The sequence below is a fragment of the Paenibacillus fonticola DSM 21315 genome, assembly GCF_000381905.1.
Classification (GTDB): Bacteria; Bacillota; Bacilli; order Paenibacillales; family Paenibacillaceae; genus Fontibacillus; species Fontibacillus fonticola.
Genome location: NZ_KB907270.1, coordinates 1 through 15,917 on the forward strand (window position 1 = coordinate 1; position 15,917 = coordinate 15,917).

A 15,917-nucleotide genomic window follows, 5' to 3' on the forward strand; every position below is an offset into this window, starting at 1 on the left:
GGCATCGGGTGGAATACTGTCGACTAGATGGTGGATCGAAAAAGCAATGTCATTTTCTTGTAATTTAACTTCTAAATCTAGCGGCAAAACCAATTGATTCATGTTATAATCTTTAAACATAAGGACACTTCTTTCTGATTGGATTTTGTGTGGTAACTTAATTTTATCAGAAGGTGTCCTTTTTTACGTCAAAAATAATAAAAGCCGGTAAACTTTTACTCATCGTAAAAGCTTGCCGGCTATTTTTCGTTAGCGGAGGGTTTTGTCCCAGCCTCGCTATAGCTGCATTAATAAGTCAGCAAGGAGAATACATCGATACCCGGCAGTTTCGCCCGGCCGTTCAACTCGCTCAGCTCGATTAGAAACGCTGTTCCTACCACATTACCGCCCAGCTCGCGCACCAGCTTAACCGATGTGGAGATTGTACCGCCCGTAGCTAACAAATCATCAGCAATCAGGACATTTTGCCCCGGCTTAACAGCATCGCTATGCATGGCCAGGCGATCGGAACCGTATTCCAGATCGTAGCCTACCTCGATGGTGTCATAAGGCAGTTTGCCGCTCTTGCGAATCGGTATAAATCCTACACCAAGGGCATAAGCCAATGGAGCGCCCACAACAAAGCCACGCGCTTCAGGACCGGCGATCAGATCGATTTTCAAGTCCGCCACCATGGTCTTTAGCTCATTGATTGCTTCGCGGTACTTCTCTCCATTGTTAAGCAATGTTGTAATATCCTTGAAGCTGATCCCCGGTTGCGGGAAGTCGGGTATAACGCGAATGTAATCTTTAAAATCCAATACAATCTCCTCCTAATAGTTAGCGCGTAACAGCAGGGTTATATACAAGTAAAATAAATGCTATGGCTACGAAACAATTTGATGATTTGCCATCAGCCATTGGGTAATTTGCGGTATTCCGGCAAAGTGCAGGATCTGCTCCATTTCAGCAAGCTCCCCCAATTCCAAATACCGTCGCGACGAGTCCAGCGGCTGCTTTACCGGTGCCGGATTCATTATAACCATCCCCGATTGACGATAAATAAAGCCTAATTCTTCAAATACCTCCAGCGTCATTAGCAGCATCCGCCTTGTCAGACGGGTACGCGCTATCAGAGCTGCTATCAGCTCATCCTCCCGTACGGGAGAGGCTGCCTGGTGCCTGAGCAGCGCATAAATTTGCTTGAATGTATCTCGCGAAGGCGGTTCAATCGCTTCCTGACGGGACCTTGCCGAATGAAATAAATACACTCTTTCAAGCGATGAGAACATGCCCATCATTTTATGCCATATCTCGGAAGATTCCGGCGTTTCCAGAATAAATAGTATTTTCACATCACGTAGACCCTGTTCATTCATTCCGGCTGCCGCATGGCCCGGAATTACACCAGCTTCCTTATCATATATCCAATAAGGGGTGGAGTTCAATTCATTATTTTTGAGCAAGCTGGTATGCTCCATCATAACCGTAGCGATCATATGCTGTTCGAGCGACCGCTGCGATACAAGACGGCTTCTAACCTCATCCATAGCGGCAGCCGGATCGTGGGAACCCCGATGATCAAACACTTGAATATGCGGCACGGCAAGATCTTGGAGCAGCAGCTGCGGTTTGCGGGAGCCGTTCCATTCGTTGATCTCGGCTTCTGCCACTATATCGACAATGGCTTCTTCTGTAAGATGATAAGCCAGCTCGCCTTTACCGAACGCAACAGCCTCCATCATTGCGCCATTCTGGTTCAGCATCAGCTTCATATGTTTGCCTTCCTTGCCAAGAGGTTTACATTCCAGCAGTCTGGCGCCGCGAATAAGAAACCTGGGACAAGTGTTCCCCATGCCAAACGGGGCAAGGCCTGATATTTGCTCTATGACAGGGAGCGTAATGTCTGACAATTTGCATTCTAAATCCGTGTGCATGACCGGCACAAAATGCTCCTCTCGCAGCACTCCGGCAGCAAAGGCGTTCAACTGCTCTTCAAGCCCGGCCAATTCACTGCGGTGCAATGTCATTCCAGCGGCGGATGGGTGCCCTCCATAATGGTCCAGCAAGCTCTTGCACTCGGTTAGGGCTTCATAAATGTCCAGTCCGGGAATTGAACGCGCCGAGCCTTTGCATATGCCTGTATCCGGATCAATACCTAGAACTATAGTAGGGCGGTAGTATCGATCTAATATTTTGGAAGCAACGATCCCAATGACCCCCGGATTCCAGCCCTCCCCAGCCAGAACAATAACATGGGGAATCGATCCCTTGGCTTCCTTCTGCTCCAATTGAGCAATTGCTTCCTGGACGATGCTGTCAACGAGCAGCTGACGCTCTTTATTCAGGATGTCCAATTGTTCGGCAATCTTCTCTGCCTCTTCCATACTTTGCGTTGTTAACAGAGCGACCGCCTCATTAGCATGGCTCATTCGTCCGCTTGCGTTAATACGGGGAGCCAGGCCAAACGCTACATTATTCGCAGAGACATCTCCCTGTATCTCGCCTTTGAAATAGCCAGACGCTTGAATCAAGGCGGTTATACCTGGAAAGCTCGAAGATGCCATCGCTTTCAGACCGTCGGTCACGAGCAGGCGATTCTCGTCTATAAGCGGCATCAAATCCGCGATTGTCCCTAACGTAACGAGTTCCGTCCATTCGGCAGGCGTGTCTGCCCCGAGCAAGGCAGTGGCTAATTTATAAGCCACGCCGACACCGGCAAGCCCTTTAAATGGATAAGTACAGTAGGGCAATTTAGGGTTTATAAGCGCGTAAGCGGCCGGCAATGTATCCGGGGGTTCATGATGGTCCGTAACGATAACATCGATGCCTTGCGCTTGAGCATAAGCGATTTGCTCTACCGCACTAATCCCTGTATCCACCGTTATTATAAGGGTGAAACCGCGCTCATGAAACTGCTCCAAAGCATGTATATGAAGCCCATATCCCTCTTTCGACCGATGTGGAATGTAGTAATCATAATTTGCGTTTAAATGACGCATTAAACATATCATAAGAGCGGTTGATGATACCCCGTCCGCATCATAGTCCCCATAAATTAATATTTGCTCGCCCTGTTCCACTGCGCGCTTTATGCGTTCTACCGCCTCTTTCATCCCGCTTAGCATAAAGGGATCATAAAGATCATGAATCGTTCCCTGTAAAAATTGCTGCGCCGCTTGTATGCTATCGATTCCTCGGCTTACGAGTAAAGAAGCTAGTATTTCCGGTATTTCCAGCTGCCTGGCTAACGCTACGGCAGCAGCGCCATCACTATGTAAACCAACCCAACGGTACTTCGATTGAAGCAACCTGCCAGCACCTTCCTTCTTGCCCAATTGCTGCTGCCATTGACTGGCTCATTGCAGCAGAGTAGGCATATCATTATTTGATCCTTCATAATTGCTCTTGTAAGGATAGCCCGGATCATAAGGCATCACTTGAATGCTTACATCACTAACCTGTGGAAAGCGATTAAGCAGCAATATTTTGGCACGATTGACGATATGATTCGCCTCCAGGACGGATATACGGGGATTCACGCTAATGATAACGATAACGGAAATATAATGGCCATTATCCTGCAATTTCAATTCGTCCACCGTAATGACGCCGTGAACCCGTTGCACTGTTTCGACGTATTGCGATTTATCCTCTTTATGCACGTTAGATTGTTCCCTGGCATATAGAGCACCTGTGATCAAGCGGTAGCTTCTCCACAGTACAAGGCAAGCTGCAGCCAGGGCAGCTGCCGGATCTAAATACAGCAGCGCCTGCACCCCCCATTGATCTCCAGCCATCGCGCCAGATACGCCGAGAAGAACGATCACAGAACAATACAAGGAGTTTCTGTGCATTTCAATATAAGAACGAGAAGAATTTTCCCGCTGATTCTTATGCTTAAAATGCTGAATTTGAAATATAACTTCCTTTAATGCTATTGAAATGACGATAGCTATCCCGGATATATATCCGGGAGCGATCAAATTACCGCTGAACATGGACGCAATGGAAGTGATAATGACTTGCAGGGCACCCATGAACAAAAATACCGCAAGAAAACACGCTATAAGGGGCTCTGCTGTCCCATTTCTTCTCCCCCCGTACAGATAAGCCTTCTGCTTATCAATCGCTTTCGGCAACTGAATTTTCTCGGCAATGCCCGCTGCTGCATCTGATGCTGAATACAGCGCATCAGCAAGCAATGCGCGGCTGTCAAAGAATAAGCCTGCGACTCCTTTGAACACAGCCAGCGTGACATTGCTTACAATGCCAAGCCAGGCGGCAGAATCAGACGTTACAGCTTGTTCGCGAATCATATTAACCCTCCTGAAACACGTTATGACCGTAAAGAGCGGCAAAGCCGCGTCCTAGTCGAGACGCGGCTTCGCTCCTGCCAAGCAAATGCCTAAACCGCCTGTTAAGACGCTTTGGCCGGTTTGTTTTTTTGCCTGCTCTTAAGTACAAACCACAACGGGCTGGCAATAAATATCGAGGAATATGCCCCGAACAACAGCCCAATTACCATGGCAAGAGAGAACATTTTGATCGATGCTCCTCCAAGCAACAACAAGAAGAGAGCTGCAATAAATACAGTTAATGCTGTATAAAGTGACCGCATAATCGTTTGAGACACACTCTTGTTCACTATAGTAATCAAATCTTCACGTGTCTTCAGTTTGCTGAAGCGTAAATTTTCTCGAATCCGGTCAAAGATAACGATTGTATCGTTAATCGAATAACCGATAATCGTAAGAACCGCTATGATAAAGGTCAAATCTACTTCCAGACGGAAAATGGAGAATAACGCTACAACCATAAAGGCGTCATGCAAAAGTGATACGACGGCAGCGACCGCAAAACGCCATTCGAACCGGATACTGACGTATACGATAATACCAAGACAAGACCATAATACCGCCAGCATGGCATTACGCGCGAGCTCTCTAGCCATTTCCGGATCTACGGTATTAACCTCAAAGGATGCTTCACTGTCGAGCTTCAGAATCTCGTTCTTCAACTGATGATCCTGATCTTCATCCAGCACCTTCGTAAAGCGAATCGTGATCCGATCTGCACCAGGGGTAACATGTGTCCCTTCCGCAATACCAAGCTCTTGTAATATCGGCTCAATTTGTTCTTTCGTGACTGTCTCGGTCAACGAAATATCCACATTAGAGCCCGCTTTGAAGTCAACGCTGTAATTAAGTCCAAATATCGACAGGCAAATAACACCAATAATTGTTAACGCAATAGAGATGGCATAACATCCTCTACTAATATGCACATAATCCAAATTTTTCAATTTACTCTTAAAGCTCACCAATATCACTCTCCTTTACACCGAAATACTTCGGTTGCAGCAACTTGCCAGCTTTGAGCAGCAGGTTGAGCAGGAAACGGGTGAAATAGATGTTCGTTGCGATACTGAGCACAATCTCTACAATCAGGACGAGTGCGAAGCCTTTGACTGCCCCCGTCCCGTAAATATACATCACAACCGCAACGATAATCGTCGTAATATTGGAGTCCATAATCGTACGGAAGGAATGCTTGCCACCAGCCTTTACAGAAGACAGAATGCTTTTCCCCAATCGCATTTCTTCCCTAATCCGCTCATTCGTAATAATGTTAGCATCTACAGCCATACCTACTCCAAGAACAATCGCCGCAATACCTGGTAAAGTTAAGGTAAAGTCAGCAAGCGAGAACACAAGGATAAGCAGCCAAGTGTGCACGATAAGGCCAAAGCTTGCTATCAGCCCGGGAACCCGGTACATTCCTATCATGAAAATAAGAATGAACAAGGAGGCAATTAAGCCAGCCTCAACCGTCTGTTTCAACGATTGCTTCCCTAATGTCGCTCCAACGCTTTGTGAGTATTTCTCTGAAAGCTTAAGCGGCAGGGCTCCGCGGTTAATTTCATCACGAAGATCATTCGCTTCTTGTCTAGTATAGCTTCCGCTGATTGAGGCGGTTCCGTCCGTCATTACCGCTCGCACCGTAGGGGCGGACAGCAGTTCTTCGTCAAGGAAAATAGCCAATTGCTTATTATATAATCGTTCCGTGATTTGGGCGAATTTGTCCTTATCCTTGACTTTGATCACGACTTGCGGCTGATTTAGCTGGTCCATTTCTACATAGGCAGCCCCTTCCACAAAGTCGGTGCCGACCAGCTCAATTTTTTTAAACTGTTCGGGTAAAGTTTCCGTACCGTCCTTACTGCGGAAAGTCAAAGTAGAAGGCTTCTTCATCAATTTCCGGACTTCGTTCTCATCGGTTACGCCCGCTAGCTTCAAGCGAATCCGGTTCGTTCCCTCTGTCGTTACTTCAGGCTCGCTAGTACCCAGCTGATTTGCCCGCTTCTCCAAACTCTGAGCGGTTTTCAGCAAAGACTCTCTAGTCACTTTCGCACCTGCTTCAAAAGGCTCGGCTTCATACAAAATTTCAAATCCGCCTTTTAAATCCAAGCCAAGATGTACGTTACGCAGCAGACCTGGACTAGTCCAAGCCATGATAGCGGTTGTGACGACCACGACGGTTATGAATGCGATGATTCTTTTCATCCCGTACTTCGTTCCCCTTTCGAATTCTCAATATTCCTATTATAGCGATGCAGGAAATGAGCGTCAATTTATCAAATATTGTCGATTTATTTAACTTGCCCTGTTCCGGGCAAAAAAAGAATCCCATTTCTTCAGAAACGGGATCCACGAAATGCGGATAACGTCATATAGTTCATAAATTGGGTAGATTTCAATGAAAGGATATCATTGACCAGTTGATGCAGCTCCGGGTAGCCTTCTTTCTCATATTTATGACTAACGCAATCCCAGATTTCTGTGACGGTCACGTGTTCATAGCCTATTAGCCGAAATTCTTCTACCTTGCTGCGGCATAGAGCTTCGATCGTTTCGTTCAACTGCTTCTCGGCAAACTCCTGTTGATCCATTTCATGATGCCCCTTTCCTGCGAGATAAGCTGTTATAAATTAATTCTACTCGAATAGCCATATTTCCTGCTTCGAAGTTCTTCAATGTCTATATAAACTCTCTCTAAAGAACAGGCATGATTAGACGGGCACAGCATATCCATTAATATATCAGACAAGTTGTCACTAGAAAATGCTCAATTCTGGAAAGAGGGTATCATTTTGAATAAACAGACCTTTATCCAAGGGACGATGATCCTGCTCGCGGCAGGCATTGTCAATCGCATTCTCGGTTTCATTCCTCGCATTCTTCTGCCCCGAATTATCGGTGCCGAAGGCGTAGGTCTATACCAGCTTGGTTACCCTTTTTTCCTCGTCCTGGTTACGATCATTACCGGCGGGATCCCCCTTGCCGTCGCTAAGCTTATTGCCGAAGCGGAGTCTTCAGGCCGCCCCGATCGTTCGACCGCCATACTGCGGACGAGCCTAATTTTTACTGCTTCTGCAGGATTTATCTTTACCATTATATCGCTCATCAGCGCTCCTTTTGTTAGCCGTCATATTCTTACGGATTCCCGGGTATATTATAGCTTTATCGCCATGAGTCCTATGATTGTAATCGTCGCCGTATCCTCTGTATTCCGCGGTTATTTCCAGGGAAAGCAAAATATGATTCCTTCCGCAGCATCATCCATTTTAGAAACAGTAGGCCGTATTATTTGTGTGCTTTGGTTCTCTTATTTGCTGCTCCCGAAAGGTGTGGCTTTCGGGGCTGCTGGAGCGATGCTGGGCGTAGCAGCCGGGGAAATAGTCGGGCTTGCAGTGATCTTGTGGCATTATTGGAAATTCCGTAACAAAGAGCATGCATCTATGACTGCAGCCGAACCGGATCATTCACTAGAAAAGGCACCCGCCCCGAATAATAGCAGGCAGTTTACCCTGACGCTAAAACGAATTCTCCGCATTGCTATTCCGGTTACGGGAGGCCGCCTCGTCGGTTCATTATCCTATATGTTCGAATCGATTACTACGGCGCAAAGCCTTGCCATTGCCGGCATTGCTACAGCGGTTGCCACGGCACAGTATGGAGCGCTGCAAGGAATGATCATTCCTTTGCTGCTGCTTCCCGGAGCGCTTACTTCTGCCTTAGCGGTCTCACTCGTTCCTTCTCTGGCGGAAGCTCAGGCGCGGGGCGATATGCGAACTATACATTTGCGATTGCATCAATCAATTCGTCTCGCTCTCGTTACAGGCGGGCCATTCGCAGCGATGATGTATGTGCTGGCAGAGCCGTTATGTATTCTTATTTATGACAATGGCGAAATTGCCGGCATGCTTAGAATAATGGCCCCCTTCGCCCTGTTTCTGTATGTGCAGGCTCCGCTTCAAGCGGCTCTTCAATCCTTGGATAAACCTGGGCGCGCTCTGCTCAATACGTTAATCGGTGCAATTATTAAAATATCCCTTATCCTTTACCTTGCTTCCAACCCCGATTTGGGCATCTATGGCGCTATTATAGCCATCATCGCCAACTTTATCGTCGTAACTCTCCTGCACGGATATAGCGTTACACGGGAATTGCGTTACCATTTGCCTTACTTCGATATTTCCAAAGTCGTTTGCGGCATGATCATTATGGCCGGAACCGCTGCTTATTTATTCCGCGAAATTCAATTCAGCCCGTACCCGGTCCTGCAATTCAGCGCTGCCGCTATAATTTCAGGTGTTCTGTACGTTGTTTTATGCGGGGTAATGGGACTTATCGATCTGCATGATTTGCGGAGGCTTCCGCTGCTGCGCAGATGGTTCCGATAGCCTTCAATATTTATTCAATAAATTAATATATAATTTTCCCTGATGGTTGATCGAGCAGAAAAAAACTTCCTTGAAGTCCTTAACGCCTCTTGCTTGAATTTGATTTTTCAACCAAAAACGGGTTTTTCCAATTTTGTCCAAATTCTCACTTTGAACTTTGCCGTCCATTATAAGCGACAAAGGGATTTCCTCATATCTGATTTTCGGGAGCACGGGGTTCCTTTTTTTATCTTCCCATGCTTCGCTATCCTTATTGCGTTGGCAGTCGCTATCGCTGCCAAATTCTCTTAAGTTTTTGGGCATAACACTCAATTGCCCGCTCGTCTCCAGCACGGCAAACTCCACATCAGCCACATTATCAATATTGTTGGCTCGCAAGTGCATAAGCAGATCATCGAGATTATAACGCTGTCTTTTCATTTCTTGCCGGTTAATTCGGCCATCCTCTATGATGACACTCGGCTTCCCGTCAAACAAAAAGCGAATACGACGGCTGCGGAGCGATATCATTGCAATGGCGATTTGAATGAAAAGCAGGGTCAGCATAGGAACAAATCCGTCATATAAGGGACGCTGCATATCTTCAATCGCAAATACGGCGATTTCGGCAATCATAACTGAAATCACTAAGTCGAAGATCGATAATTCGCCAATTTCTCTTTTCCCCATTATTCGCATCACAGCAAATGCTGAGAAATACATGAGTACGGTTCGAAGTACAAGCGAAATGAGATGATCAGTCAAGTCGATTCCCTCCATAACAAATTTACCTGGTACGGGCAAAGCATTATACTGATATTCTGGCCTTCTCTAGTGATAACCATGCGAAGCACGTTTTGTTCAAAATGCGGCTTCATTGGCAATTTAGCCCTTTCATTGCTTGCAAAATTTTTTTCTCAATTGTAATAAACCTGCGGGCTTGACCATACAATGGTCATATCAATTAATTAGGAGGAACGAGCCATGGATTTCTTCCGCCGCTTGATGTCATTCCGGCTTTCACACCCCACCCTTTCCGGCTTATGGTACGCGTTCTTATGGATGATGATCGGAGCCTTCGTCTTATCTCTGCTCCTGCAAACGGGGGTACTGGAAGAGCACAATCTTACTTGGCATACTTATATCGTACATTCAGCAGCCTTATTGGGAGGAGGGGTCACCTCCGGAAGGCGGGCCGGACATAAGGGATGGTACCAAGGCTCTCTCACGGGGCTTTTTTATGGCATAATCATTCTGTGCATCAGCTTCCTTGCTCTGGACAATTCACTTAGTCTGACCGACCTTTCTTTACTTCTCCCCGCTGTTCTCACCGGCGCTTTAGGCGGCATGTTTGGGGTCAATTTGCGAAAGAAAAATTAGGTATAGGAGCATATCAAACTACTGGCTGCCAAAAAAAGCAAAAAGAGCCTGCAACAGGCTCTTCTAATTATTTCTGACTTGTGTAGCATGCAGATGATTATGATTCGGATGTAGCTTCCGAAGTGACGCTATGGCTGATGGCGTTACGCTCGAAGGTCAGCTTGGTCGCGTCATTTACAAGAAGAATGACCGTATCTTCGGTCAACGATACAATCGTGCCATGCAATCCGCCAATCGTCACGATCTTATCACCCTTTTTGAGCGCTCTCAACATCGTGTTACGAGTTTGCTGCTTCTTCTTCTGAGGACGAATCAACAGAAAGTAGAAGACAATAAACATAATGGCAAACGGAACAATCAAAGTTAGAATCGAATTTCCTGCCGTCGGAGGTGCGGCTGCTAAATATTGGTACATACATATCCCCTTTTCGCCTAATATCTGTTATTCCTAAAAACCTTTCTCATTGCCAAACAAGCCATACTTCTCAAAAAACTCATCCCGGAAGTCGAGCAGCCTGTCATCCATAATCGCCTGACGAACTTGGCTCATCAGGTTAATCAAAAAGTACAGGTTGTGATATGTAGTCAATCGAAGACCGAATGTCTCATCACTCTTGATCAGGTGCCGCAAATAAGCTCTGGAGTAATTACGGCAAGTGTAGCAGCCGCATTCTGGATCCAGCGGTCCAAAATCATTAGCATATTGAGCGTTGCGCACGACCAGTCTGCCCTGACTCGTCATTGTTGTACCGTTACGGGCAATCCGAGTGGGCAGTACGCAATCGAACATATCCACTCCCCGAATGGAGCCTTCAATTAATGCATCAGGCGATCCCACGCCCATTAAATAACGGGGCTTGTTCGTTGGGAGCAAAGGCACGGTGTAATCAAGCACCTCATACATCAAGTGTTTAGGCTCACCTACACTCAATCCACCAATAGCATACCCCGGGAAATCCAGTGAAGTCAAATCCTTTGCACTCTGTTTGCGCAAATCTTCAAACATACCGCCTTGTACGATCGCGAACAGTCCTTGATCGTGGGGCCGGGCATGACTTTTCAGGCAGCGTTCCGCCCAGCGCGAGGTGCGTTCCATCGATTTTTTTACATAGTCGTATTCTGCCGGATAAGGAGCACATTCGTCAAAAGCCATCATAATATCAGGGCCCAGGGCGTTCTGAATTTCCATGGCCACCTCCGGTGACAGAAACAGCTTGTCTCCATTCAAATGAGAACGAAAATGCACCCCTTCCTCCGTTATTTTGCGCATCTCGCTCAATGAAAACACTTGAAATCCGCCGCTGTCCGTCAAAATCGGCCGGTCCCAATTCATGAATTTATGCAGCCCGCCCGCCTCACGAATAATTTCATGTCCCGGCCGCAGAAACAAATGATACGTATTGCTTAAAATAATTTGCGCATTCATTTCCTTCAGCTCTTCAGGGCTCATCGTTTTCACAGTCGCTTGGGTACCCACCGGCATAAATATCGGCGTTTCGATCACGCCATGCGGCGTATGAACCCGTCCCAGCCGGGCGCCGGACTGCTTGCATGTCTTAATGTGTTCGTAGGTTATTGCTGCTGCCAATATAATCAACCATCCTCTTAACCTTAATATATAAACATCGCGTCTCCGAAACTGAAGAAGCGGTATTTCTGCTCCACAGCTTCGCGATAGGCATTCAGTATATGCTCTCTTCCAGTAAAGGCACTGACAAGCATGACCAGGGTAGATTTGGGTAAGTGGAAGTTCGTCAGCAAGGCGTCCACCAGCTTAAAAGTATAACCAGGATAAATAAATATACCTGTCCAGCCGCTCATTGCCCTGACTGGCCCTTCGCCGCACTGTCCCGCTACGGTCTCCAGCGTTCGGGCCGAGGTCGTTCCTACGGCGATTACCCGCCCCCCTCTGGCCTTGGTTTCATTCAACAGCTGAGCCGTCTCTTCCGTCAAAATATAATACTCCTCATGCATCACATGGTCTTCCACCCGTTCTACTGACATCGGGCGAAATGTGCCAAGGCCTACATGCAATGTAACAAAGGCAATATCAGCCCCTTTACTCCGGACCTGTTCCAGCAGCTCCTGTGTAAAGTGCAGACCGGCTGTCGGAGCAGCCGCTGAACCTTCATGCTTCGAGTACACCGTCTGGTAGCGCTCACGATCATCCAGCTTCTCCTTGATATAAGGAGGCAGCGGCATTTGACCCAACCGATCTAGTATTTCATGAAAAATACCTTCATAGGAAAAGGATAATACGCGTTCCCCCATATCCCCTTCGCTTTCGATCGTTGCCGTCAGCTCATCTCCAAACGTAATTACTGCGCCGGTCTTCAGCTTCTTTCCTGGTTTGACCAGCGCTTCCCACCGGTCATGCCCTAAATTTTTGAGCAGCAAAACTTCCGCCTTGGCACCGGTATTCTGTTTCATGCCAAACAGTCTTGCCGGAATTACCCGCGTATCATTCAAGACAAGCGTATCTCCCGGCTGTAAATATTCAAGAATCTCTGGAAAAATATGGTGCTGTATAGCGCCGCTGGCTTTATTTAAAGTCAACAACCGGGAGGCGCTTCGCTCTGCAAGCGGGGTTTGGGCTATAAGCTCCTCTGGCAGTTCAAAGTCGTACAAATCCACGTTCATATTAGTGTACTCATTCCTTAACGATAGTGACATTCTGATAATAGTGTTGCAAGATGTCCCTGTAATCATACCCGGCGTCGGCCATTCCTTTAGCTCCCCATTGGGATAATCCTAGGCCGTGTCCGTTGCCGTAGCCAATAAACAGGAATTGATTGCTCTGATCCACTGTCCGAGCCGCAGCATCGGCTCCCATAACGACCATACTGCCGCCGCTCCACGACGTTACGCCAGCAGAAGACAGCACAGGCGTACCGGATGTTGCCGTACCGGAGACGGCAGTTCCGCCAGCGCCCAGTACAGTATATCTTCCGGTAGCCGCAATATCAAACAGGGTGCTTGGCAGTCCGCCCAATACCGAGCGAAATAAATCCGGGTATTTCACATCGATAATTTGCCCGTTCGCTTTCATCTGTGTAACCCGCCCGGACTGCCCGCGCTGGGTAATTTCCAAATTCAGGATGGGCGAAGGCACCTCGGTTGCTGTTCTGCCCTTGAGCGATTTCAGCAATTCATCTGACGTATAAGGTCCGCGAATCCAGGAATAGCTATTGGATTCAGCAACTATGCCTAGAATCACCGCCTGATCACCGGGATTCATTTGCGCCACGGGGCTAACGTCCGCTTGAATGAGCGGAATAGGGCGCACATTCGTACTGTTCGCGGTTACTGTCAGCTTCGATAAGCCTGCTGCTGTCGTATCTCCGGTAAGCTTGGTATTATCCTCCCGGATGTAGCCTGTTTTTCCGTTAGAAAGCAGCACATGGTACCATGATTTCAAATCCGCTTGTGCCGCCTTGTCTTCTTCGCTGAGAGTGCTGGAAAAAATGGAATTAGGGTTGTTCCATACTTCGGATGAATCAGCCGTCATCCCTCCGCTGTTGGACGAGAAGATGGCCTCCACAATCCGGTCACCCGATTTGATAACTTCCCCTGCCGTGCTGTTCACGGCCTGGATAATACTGTCCACTTCCCGGTCTACTCCGTTATAAACTTGGCTTAAGGTCGTATCAACCAGACCCGCCACCTTAAATTTATTTCCGGCATCATGATAAAGAGCATAGCTGCGCGCTGCCACAGCCTGTGCCTTCAAAGCTTCCGCAGGCCAGGAGCTGGGCACTTCCGCAGCTACGACGGAATACAAATACTGCTCCAGAGGGACCTCATTTACAAGCGCCAATTGACCGTTCACGGCACTGATCTCAAAATCTCCCCGGTATTTACGGGCCGATCTCTCCGCGACCTGGATCGTAGAGTCATCGCTATCGCTCACGATAAACTTGGCCTCCGCACCGCTTACGGCATAATGATCGATTGCCTTAGGCCCGTTTGTATCCAGTGTCACATCCCGATGAACGATGAGAGCAGGTGCCTGAGGATCGACCGGCATTAAATTTATTTGCGGTTGAGCTTGGACAATCTGCGCCTTCAAGGAGGCCAATCCCGCCTCGTTAACAGCTCCTCCAACCCACACGGCAAATTGGCTTGGTCCGGTCATAACAACCCGCGCTTCTATTTCAGGGATGGCAATCGCTTGACGGTAATTTTCAGCTTCCGCTCTGCTTCCAAACACACCCGCAGCGTAATAGTAGCCACCATATATAGAAGGCTGCTGACTGCCCGCTGCTCCTGCAAGCGCCCCTGCTACGCGCGTTACAGCCTGCTGCGCTTCTTCCACACTAGCATAGGGGCCGGTATATATTTGATAAACCGTATTCCCCCCTTGCTCAGTCGCAATCGCCATTGGCTTATCCGTACCTGTCTGCAGCTTCTTGACCGTCGCGGCGACCGTCTGCCAGTCCGTGCTTTCAAGCGCCTTGACTTTAATCCCGTCCACGCTGAAGCGTACCTGCTCGCCTGCAGCAAATCCAAGCCAGTTCACTGCTCCCGCAGCACTTAGCGGCCCAGTTTGCCACGCCGATTCCGCCTTTAGCGTTACGGCAGGGACGACCGATTTATAAGTACTCCCCATATCCAAATACATCGCCACGCGAACATGCGAATTAGACATTTCATCCGCCTCGGCCCGAGGCTGAAATAACCCGCTAATCAATATTCCCGCAAACAAAGCAGCGGCCCATTTACACTTCACACCTGCATGTTTGTGGTTCCGTCTTAAAATTGATCCCTTCACGCTCCGTCGTCCTCCTTCATCCATGCAATTTGCTGTAACTCCCCCGAGGTGTCCACTTATGATTCCGCTGGCATTGGCAAGCCTAAATGCTGATAAGCAGCAGGCGTTGCCACTCTGCCGCGCGGCGTTCGCTGCAAATAACCGATCTGGAGCAAATAAGGCTCATACACATCCTCAATCGTCTGGCCCTCTTCACCGATCGTAGCCGCGATCGTATCCAAACCGACCGGACCGCCTCGAAAATTCATAATCATCGTACGGAGCATCTTATGATCAATCAAATCCAGTCCCATCGGATCGACCTGCAGCATGTGCAGAGCTTCCTTGGCAATCTCGACCGTAATGTGGCCGTCTCCCCGGACTTGAGCATAATCCCGGACACGCTTAAGCAGACGATTGGCAATCCGCGGCGTTCCCCTGGAACGAAGCGCGATTTCGTTCGCCGCATCCCCTATAATATCGATGCCGAAAATATCTGCCCCCCGGCTCACAATGTAGCTGAGCTCGTCCACCGTATAAAATTCCAAGCGGCTCACAACGCCAAAACGGTCGCGCAGCGGAGCTGACAGCAGGCCTGCTCTAGTGGTCGCCCCGACCAGTGTGAACGGAGGCAAATCCAGCCGTACCGACCGGGCGCTCGGCCCTTTGCCGATCATAATATCCAGGGCGAAATCCTCCATCGCCGGATACAGCACTTCCTCTACGGTCCGGTGCAGTCTATGGATTTCATCAATAAAGAGAACGTCCCCTTCCTGCAAATTCGTCAAAAGCGCCGCCAAATCCCCCGGCCGCTCGATTGCCGGACCTGATGTAGTACGCAGGTTGACACCCAATTCATTGGCGATAATGTTGGCCAGCGTTGTTTTTCCGAGGCCTGGCGGCCCGTACAATAGCACGTGATCCAGTGCTTCATTCCGCATTTTTGCCGCTTCAATATATATTTTCAAGTTTTCTTTAATCTGGTTCTGCCCTATATACTCCGCTAAAAAACGGGGACGAAGACTAAGCTCCACCGCCTGCTCTTCCATCATTAAGTTCGCGGATATGATCCGGTCTTCCATC

The 15,917-nt window shown here is 48.2% G+C and carries 14 protein-coding genes; 2 read left to right on the top strand and 12 right to left on the bottom strand.

Annotated features, from left to right (window positions below; all coding sequences use genetic code 11):
• Positions 1-287 precede the first annotated feature (287 nt).
• The 6 genes from G358_RS0122255 to G358_RS0122275 form a co-directional block, all read right to left on the bottom strand.
• On the bottom strand, positions 288-800 hold the full coding sequence (locus tag G358_RS0122255; RefSeq protein ID WP_019639473.1) for an adenine phosphoribosyltransferase: 513 nt from the start codon (positions 798-800) through the stop codon (positions 288-290).
• 66 nt (positions 801-866) lie between these two features.
• Positions 867-3,290 carry a single-stranded-DNA-specific exonuclease RecJ gene (recJ, locus tag G358_RS0122260; RefSeq protein WP_019639474.1) on the bottom strand — a complete coding sequence of 808 codons (2,424 nt, stop codon included), beginning with the start codon at positions 3,288-3,290 and terminating at the stop codon, positions 867-869.
• A gap of 48 nt (positions 3,291-3,338) precedes the next feature.
• Positions 3,339-4,298, bottom strand: coding sequence for a cation diffusion facilitator family transporter (locus tag G358_RS0122265; protein WP_019639475.1), 960 nt, complete (start codon positions 4,296-4,298; stop codon positions 3,339-3,341).
• Positions 4,299-4,399: 101 nt separating this feature from the next.
• On the bottom strand, positions 4,400-5,302 hold the full coding sequence (secF, locus tag G358_RS31875) for a protein translocase subunit SecF (protein ID WP_019639476.1): 903 nt from the start codon (positions 5,300-5,302) through the stop codon (positions 4,400-4,402).
• Positions 5,292-6,545: a protein translocase subunit SecD gene (gene secD / locus G358_RS31880; protein ID WP_019639477.1), complete on the bottom strand. Its 1,254-nt coding sequence runs from the start codon at positions 6,543-6,545 to the stop codon at positions 5,292-5,294. The genes secF and secD overlap by 11 nt, the downstream gene beginning before the upstream one ends.
• Positions 6,546-6,676: 131 nt before the next feature.
• A complete protein-coding gene (locus G358_RS0122275; RefSeq protein ID WP_019639478.1) occupies positions 6,677-6,931 on the bottom strand; it encodes a post-transcriptional regulator in 255 nt (84 codons plus the stop codon).
• Between the two features lie 201 nt (positions 6,932-7,132).
• Here G358_RS0122275 and spoVB point away from each other — a divergent pair, with 201 nt between their 5' ends.
• Positions 7,133-8,725 (top strand): stage V sporulation protein B, encoded by a 1,593-nt coding sequence (gene spoVB / locus G358_RS0122280; protein ID WP_019639479.1) that lies wholly within the window; start codon positions 7,133-7,135, stop codon positions 8,723-8,725.
• A gap of 3 nt (positions 8,726-8,728) precedes the next feature.
• Here the strand turns inward: spoVB and G358_RS0122285 are convergent, their stop codons facing one another.
• On the bottom strand, positions 8,729-9,484 hold the full coding sequence (locus G358_RS0122285) for a YetF domain-containing protein (RefSeq protein WP_033404326.1): 756 nt from the start codon (positions 9,482-9,484) through the stop codon (positions 8,729-8,731).
• A 204-nt stretch (positions 9,485-9,688) separates the two neighbouring features.
• Between G358_RS0122285 and G358_RS0122290 the strand changes: the two genes are divergently transcribed.
• The gene (locus tag G358_RS0122290) at positions 9,689-10,084 is read left to right on the top strand and encodes a TIGR04086 family membrane protein (protein ID WP_019639481.1); all 396 of its coding nucleotides are present in this window, start codon (positions 9,689-9,691) and stop codon (positions 10,082-10,084) included.
• Positions 10,085-10,181: 97 nt separating this feature from the next.
• On the opposite strand, the gene yajC is transcribed toward G358_RS0122290, so the two are convergent.
• From yajC to ruvB, 5 genes are read right to left on the bottom strand one after another with little or no spacing between them, the layout of a single operon-like run.
• Positions 10,182-10,499: a preprotein translocase subunit YajC gene (yajC, locus tag G358_RS0122295; RefSeq protein WP_019639482.1), complete on the bottom strand. Its 318-nt coding sequence runs from the start codon at positions 10,497-10,499 to the stop codon at positions 10,182-10,184.
• Between the two features lie 33 nt (positions 10,500-10,532).
• Complete coding sequence (gene tgt, locus G358_RS0122300; RefSeq protein ID WP_026342407.1) at positions 10,533-11,672, bottom strand: tRNA guanosine(34) transglycosylase Tgt; 1,140 nt, start codon at positions 11,670-11,672, stop codon at positions 10,533-10,535.
• A gap of 23 nt (positions 11,673-11,695) precedes the next feature.
• The gene (gene queA / locus G358_RS0122305) at positions 11,696-12,724 is read right to left on the bottom strand and encodes a tRNA preQ1(34) S-adenosylmethionine ribosyltransferase-isomerase QueA (RefSeq protein ID WP_019639484.1); all 1,029 of its coding nucleotides are present in this window, start codon (positions 12,722-12,724) and stop codon (positions 11,696-11,698) included.
• 10 nt (positions 12,725-12,734) lie between these two features.
• Positions 12,735-14,855 carry a SpoIID/LytB domain-containing protein gene (locus tag G358_RS0122310; protein ID WP_019639485.1) on the bottom strand — a complete coding sequence of 707 codons (2,121 nt, stop codon included), beginning with the start codon at positions 14,853-14,855 and terminating at the stop codon, positions 12,735-12,737.
• Positions 14,856-14,911: 56 nt separating this feature from the next.
• Positions 14,912-15,916, bottom strand: coding sequence for a Holliday junction branch migration DNA helicase RuvB (gene ruvB / locus G358_RS0122315; protein WP_026342408.1), 1,005 nt, complete (start codon positions 15,914-15,916; stop codon positions 14,912-14,914).
• Position 15,917 lies beyond the last annotated feature (1 nt).

Excerpts from the sequence above, each read along its gene's own strand:
- yajC (WP_019639482.1), bottom strand. The coding sequence starts at position 10,499 with ATGTACCAATATTTAGCAGCCGCACCTCCGACGGCAGGAAATTCGATT.
- G358_RS0122290 (WP_019639481.1), top strand. The coding sequence starts at position 9,689 with ATGGATTTCTTCCGCCGCTTGATGTCATTCCGGCTTTCACACCCCACC.
- queA (WP_019639484.1), bottom strand. The coding sequence starts at position 12,724 with ATGAACGTGGATTTGTACGACTTTGAACTGCCAGAGGAGCTTATAGCC.
- ruvB (WP_026342408.1), bottom strand. The coding sequence starts at position 15,916 with ATGGAAGACCGGATCATATCCGCGAACTTAATGATGGAAGAGCAGGCG.
- G358_RS0122275 (WP_019639478.1), bottom strand. The coding sequence starts at position 6,931 with ATGGATCAACAGGAGTTTGCCGAGAAGCAGTTGAACGAAACGATCGAA.
- secD (WP_019639477.1), bottom strand. The coding sequence starts at position 6,545 with ATGAAAAGAATCATCGCATTCATAACCGTCGTGGTCGTCACAACCGCT.
- G358_RS0122285 (WP_033404326.1), bottom strand. The coding sequence starts at position 9,484 with ATGGAGGGAATCGACTTGACTGATCATCTCATTTCGCTTGTACTTCGA.
- G358_RS0122265 (WP_019639475.1), bottom strand. The coding sequence starts at position 4,298 with ATGATTCGCGAACAAGCTGTAACGTCTGATTCTGCCGCCTGGCTTGGC.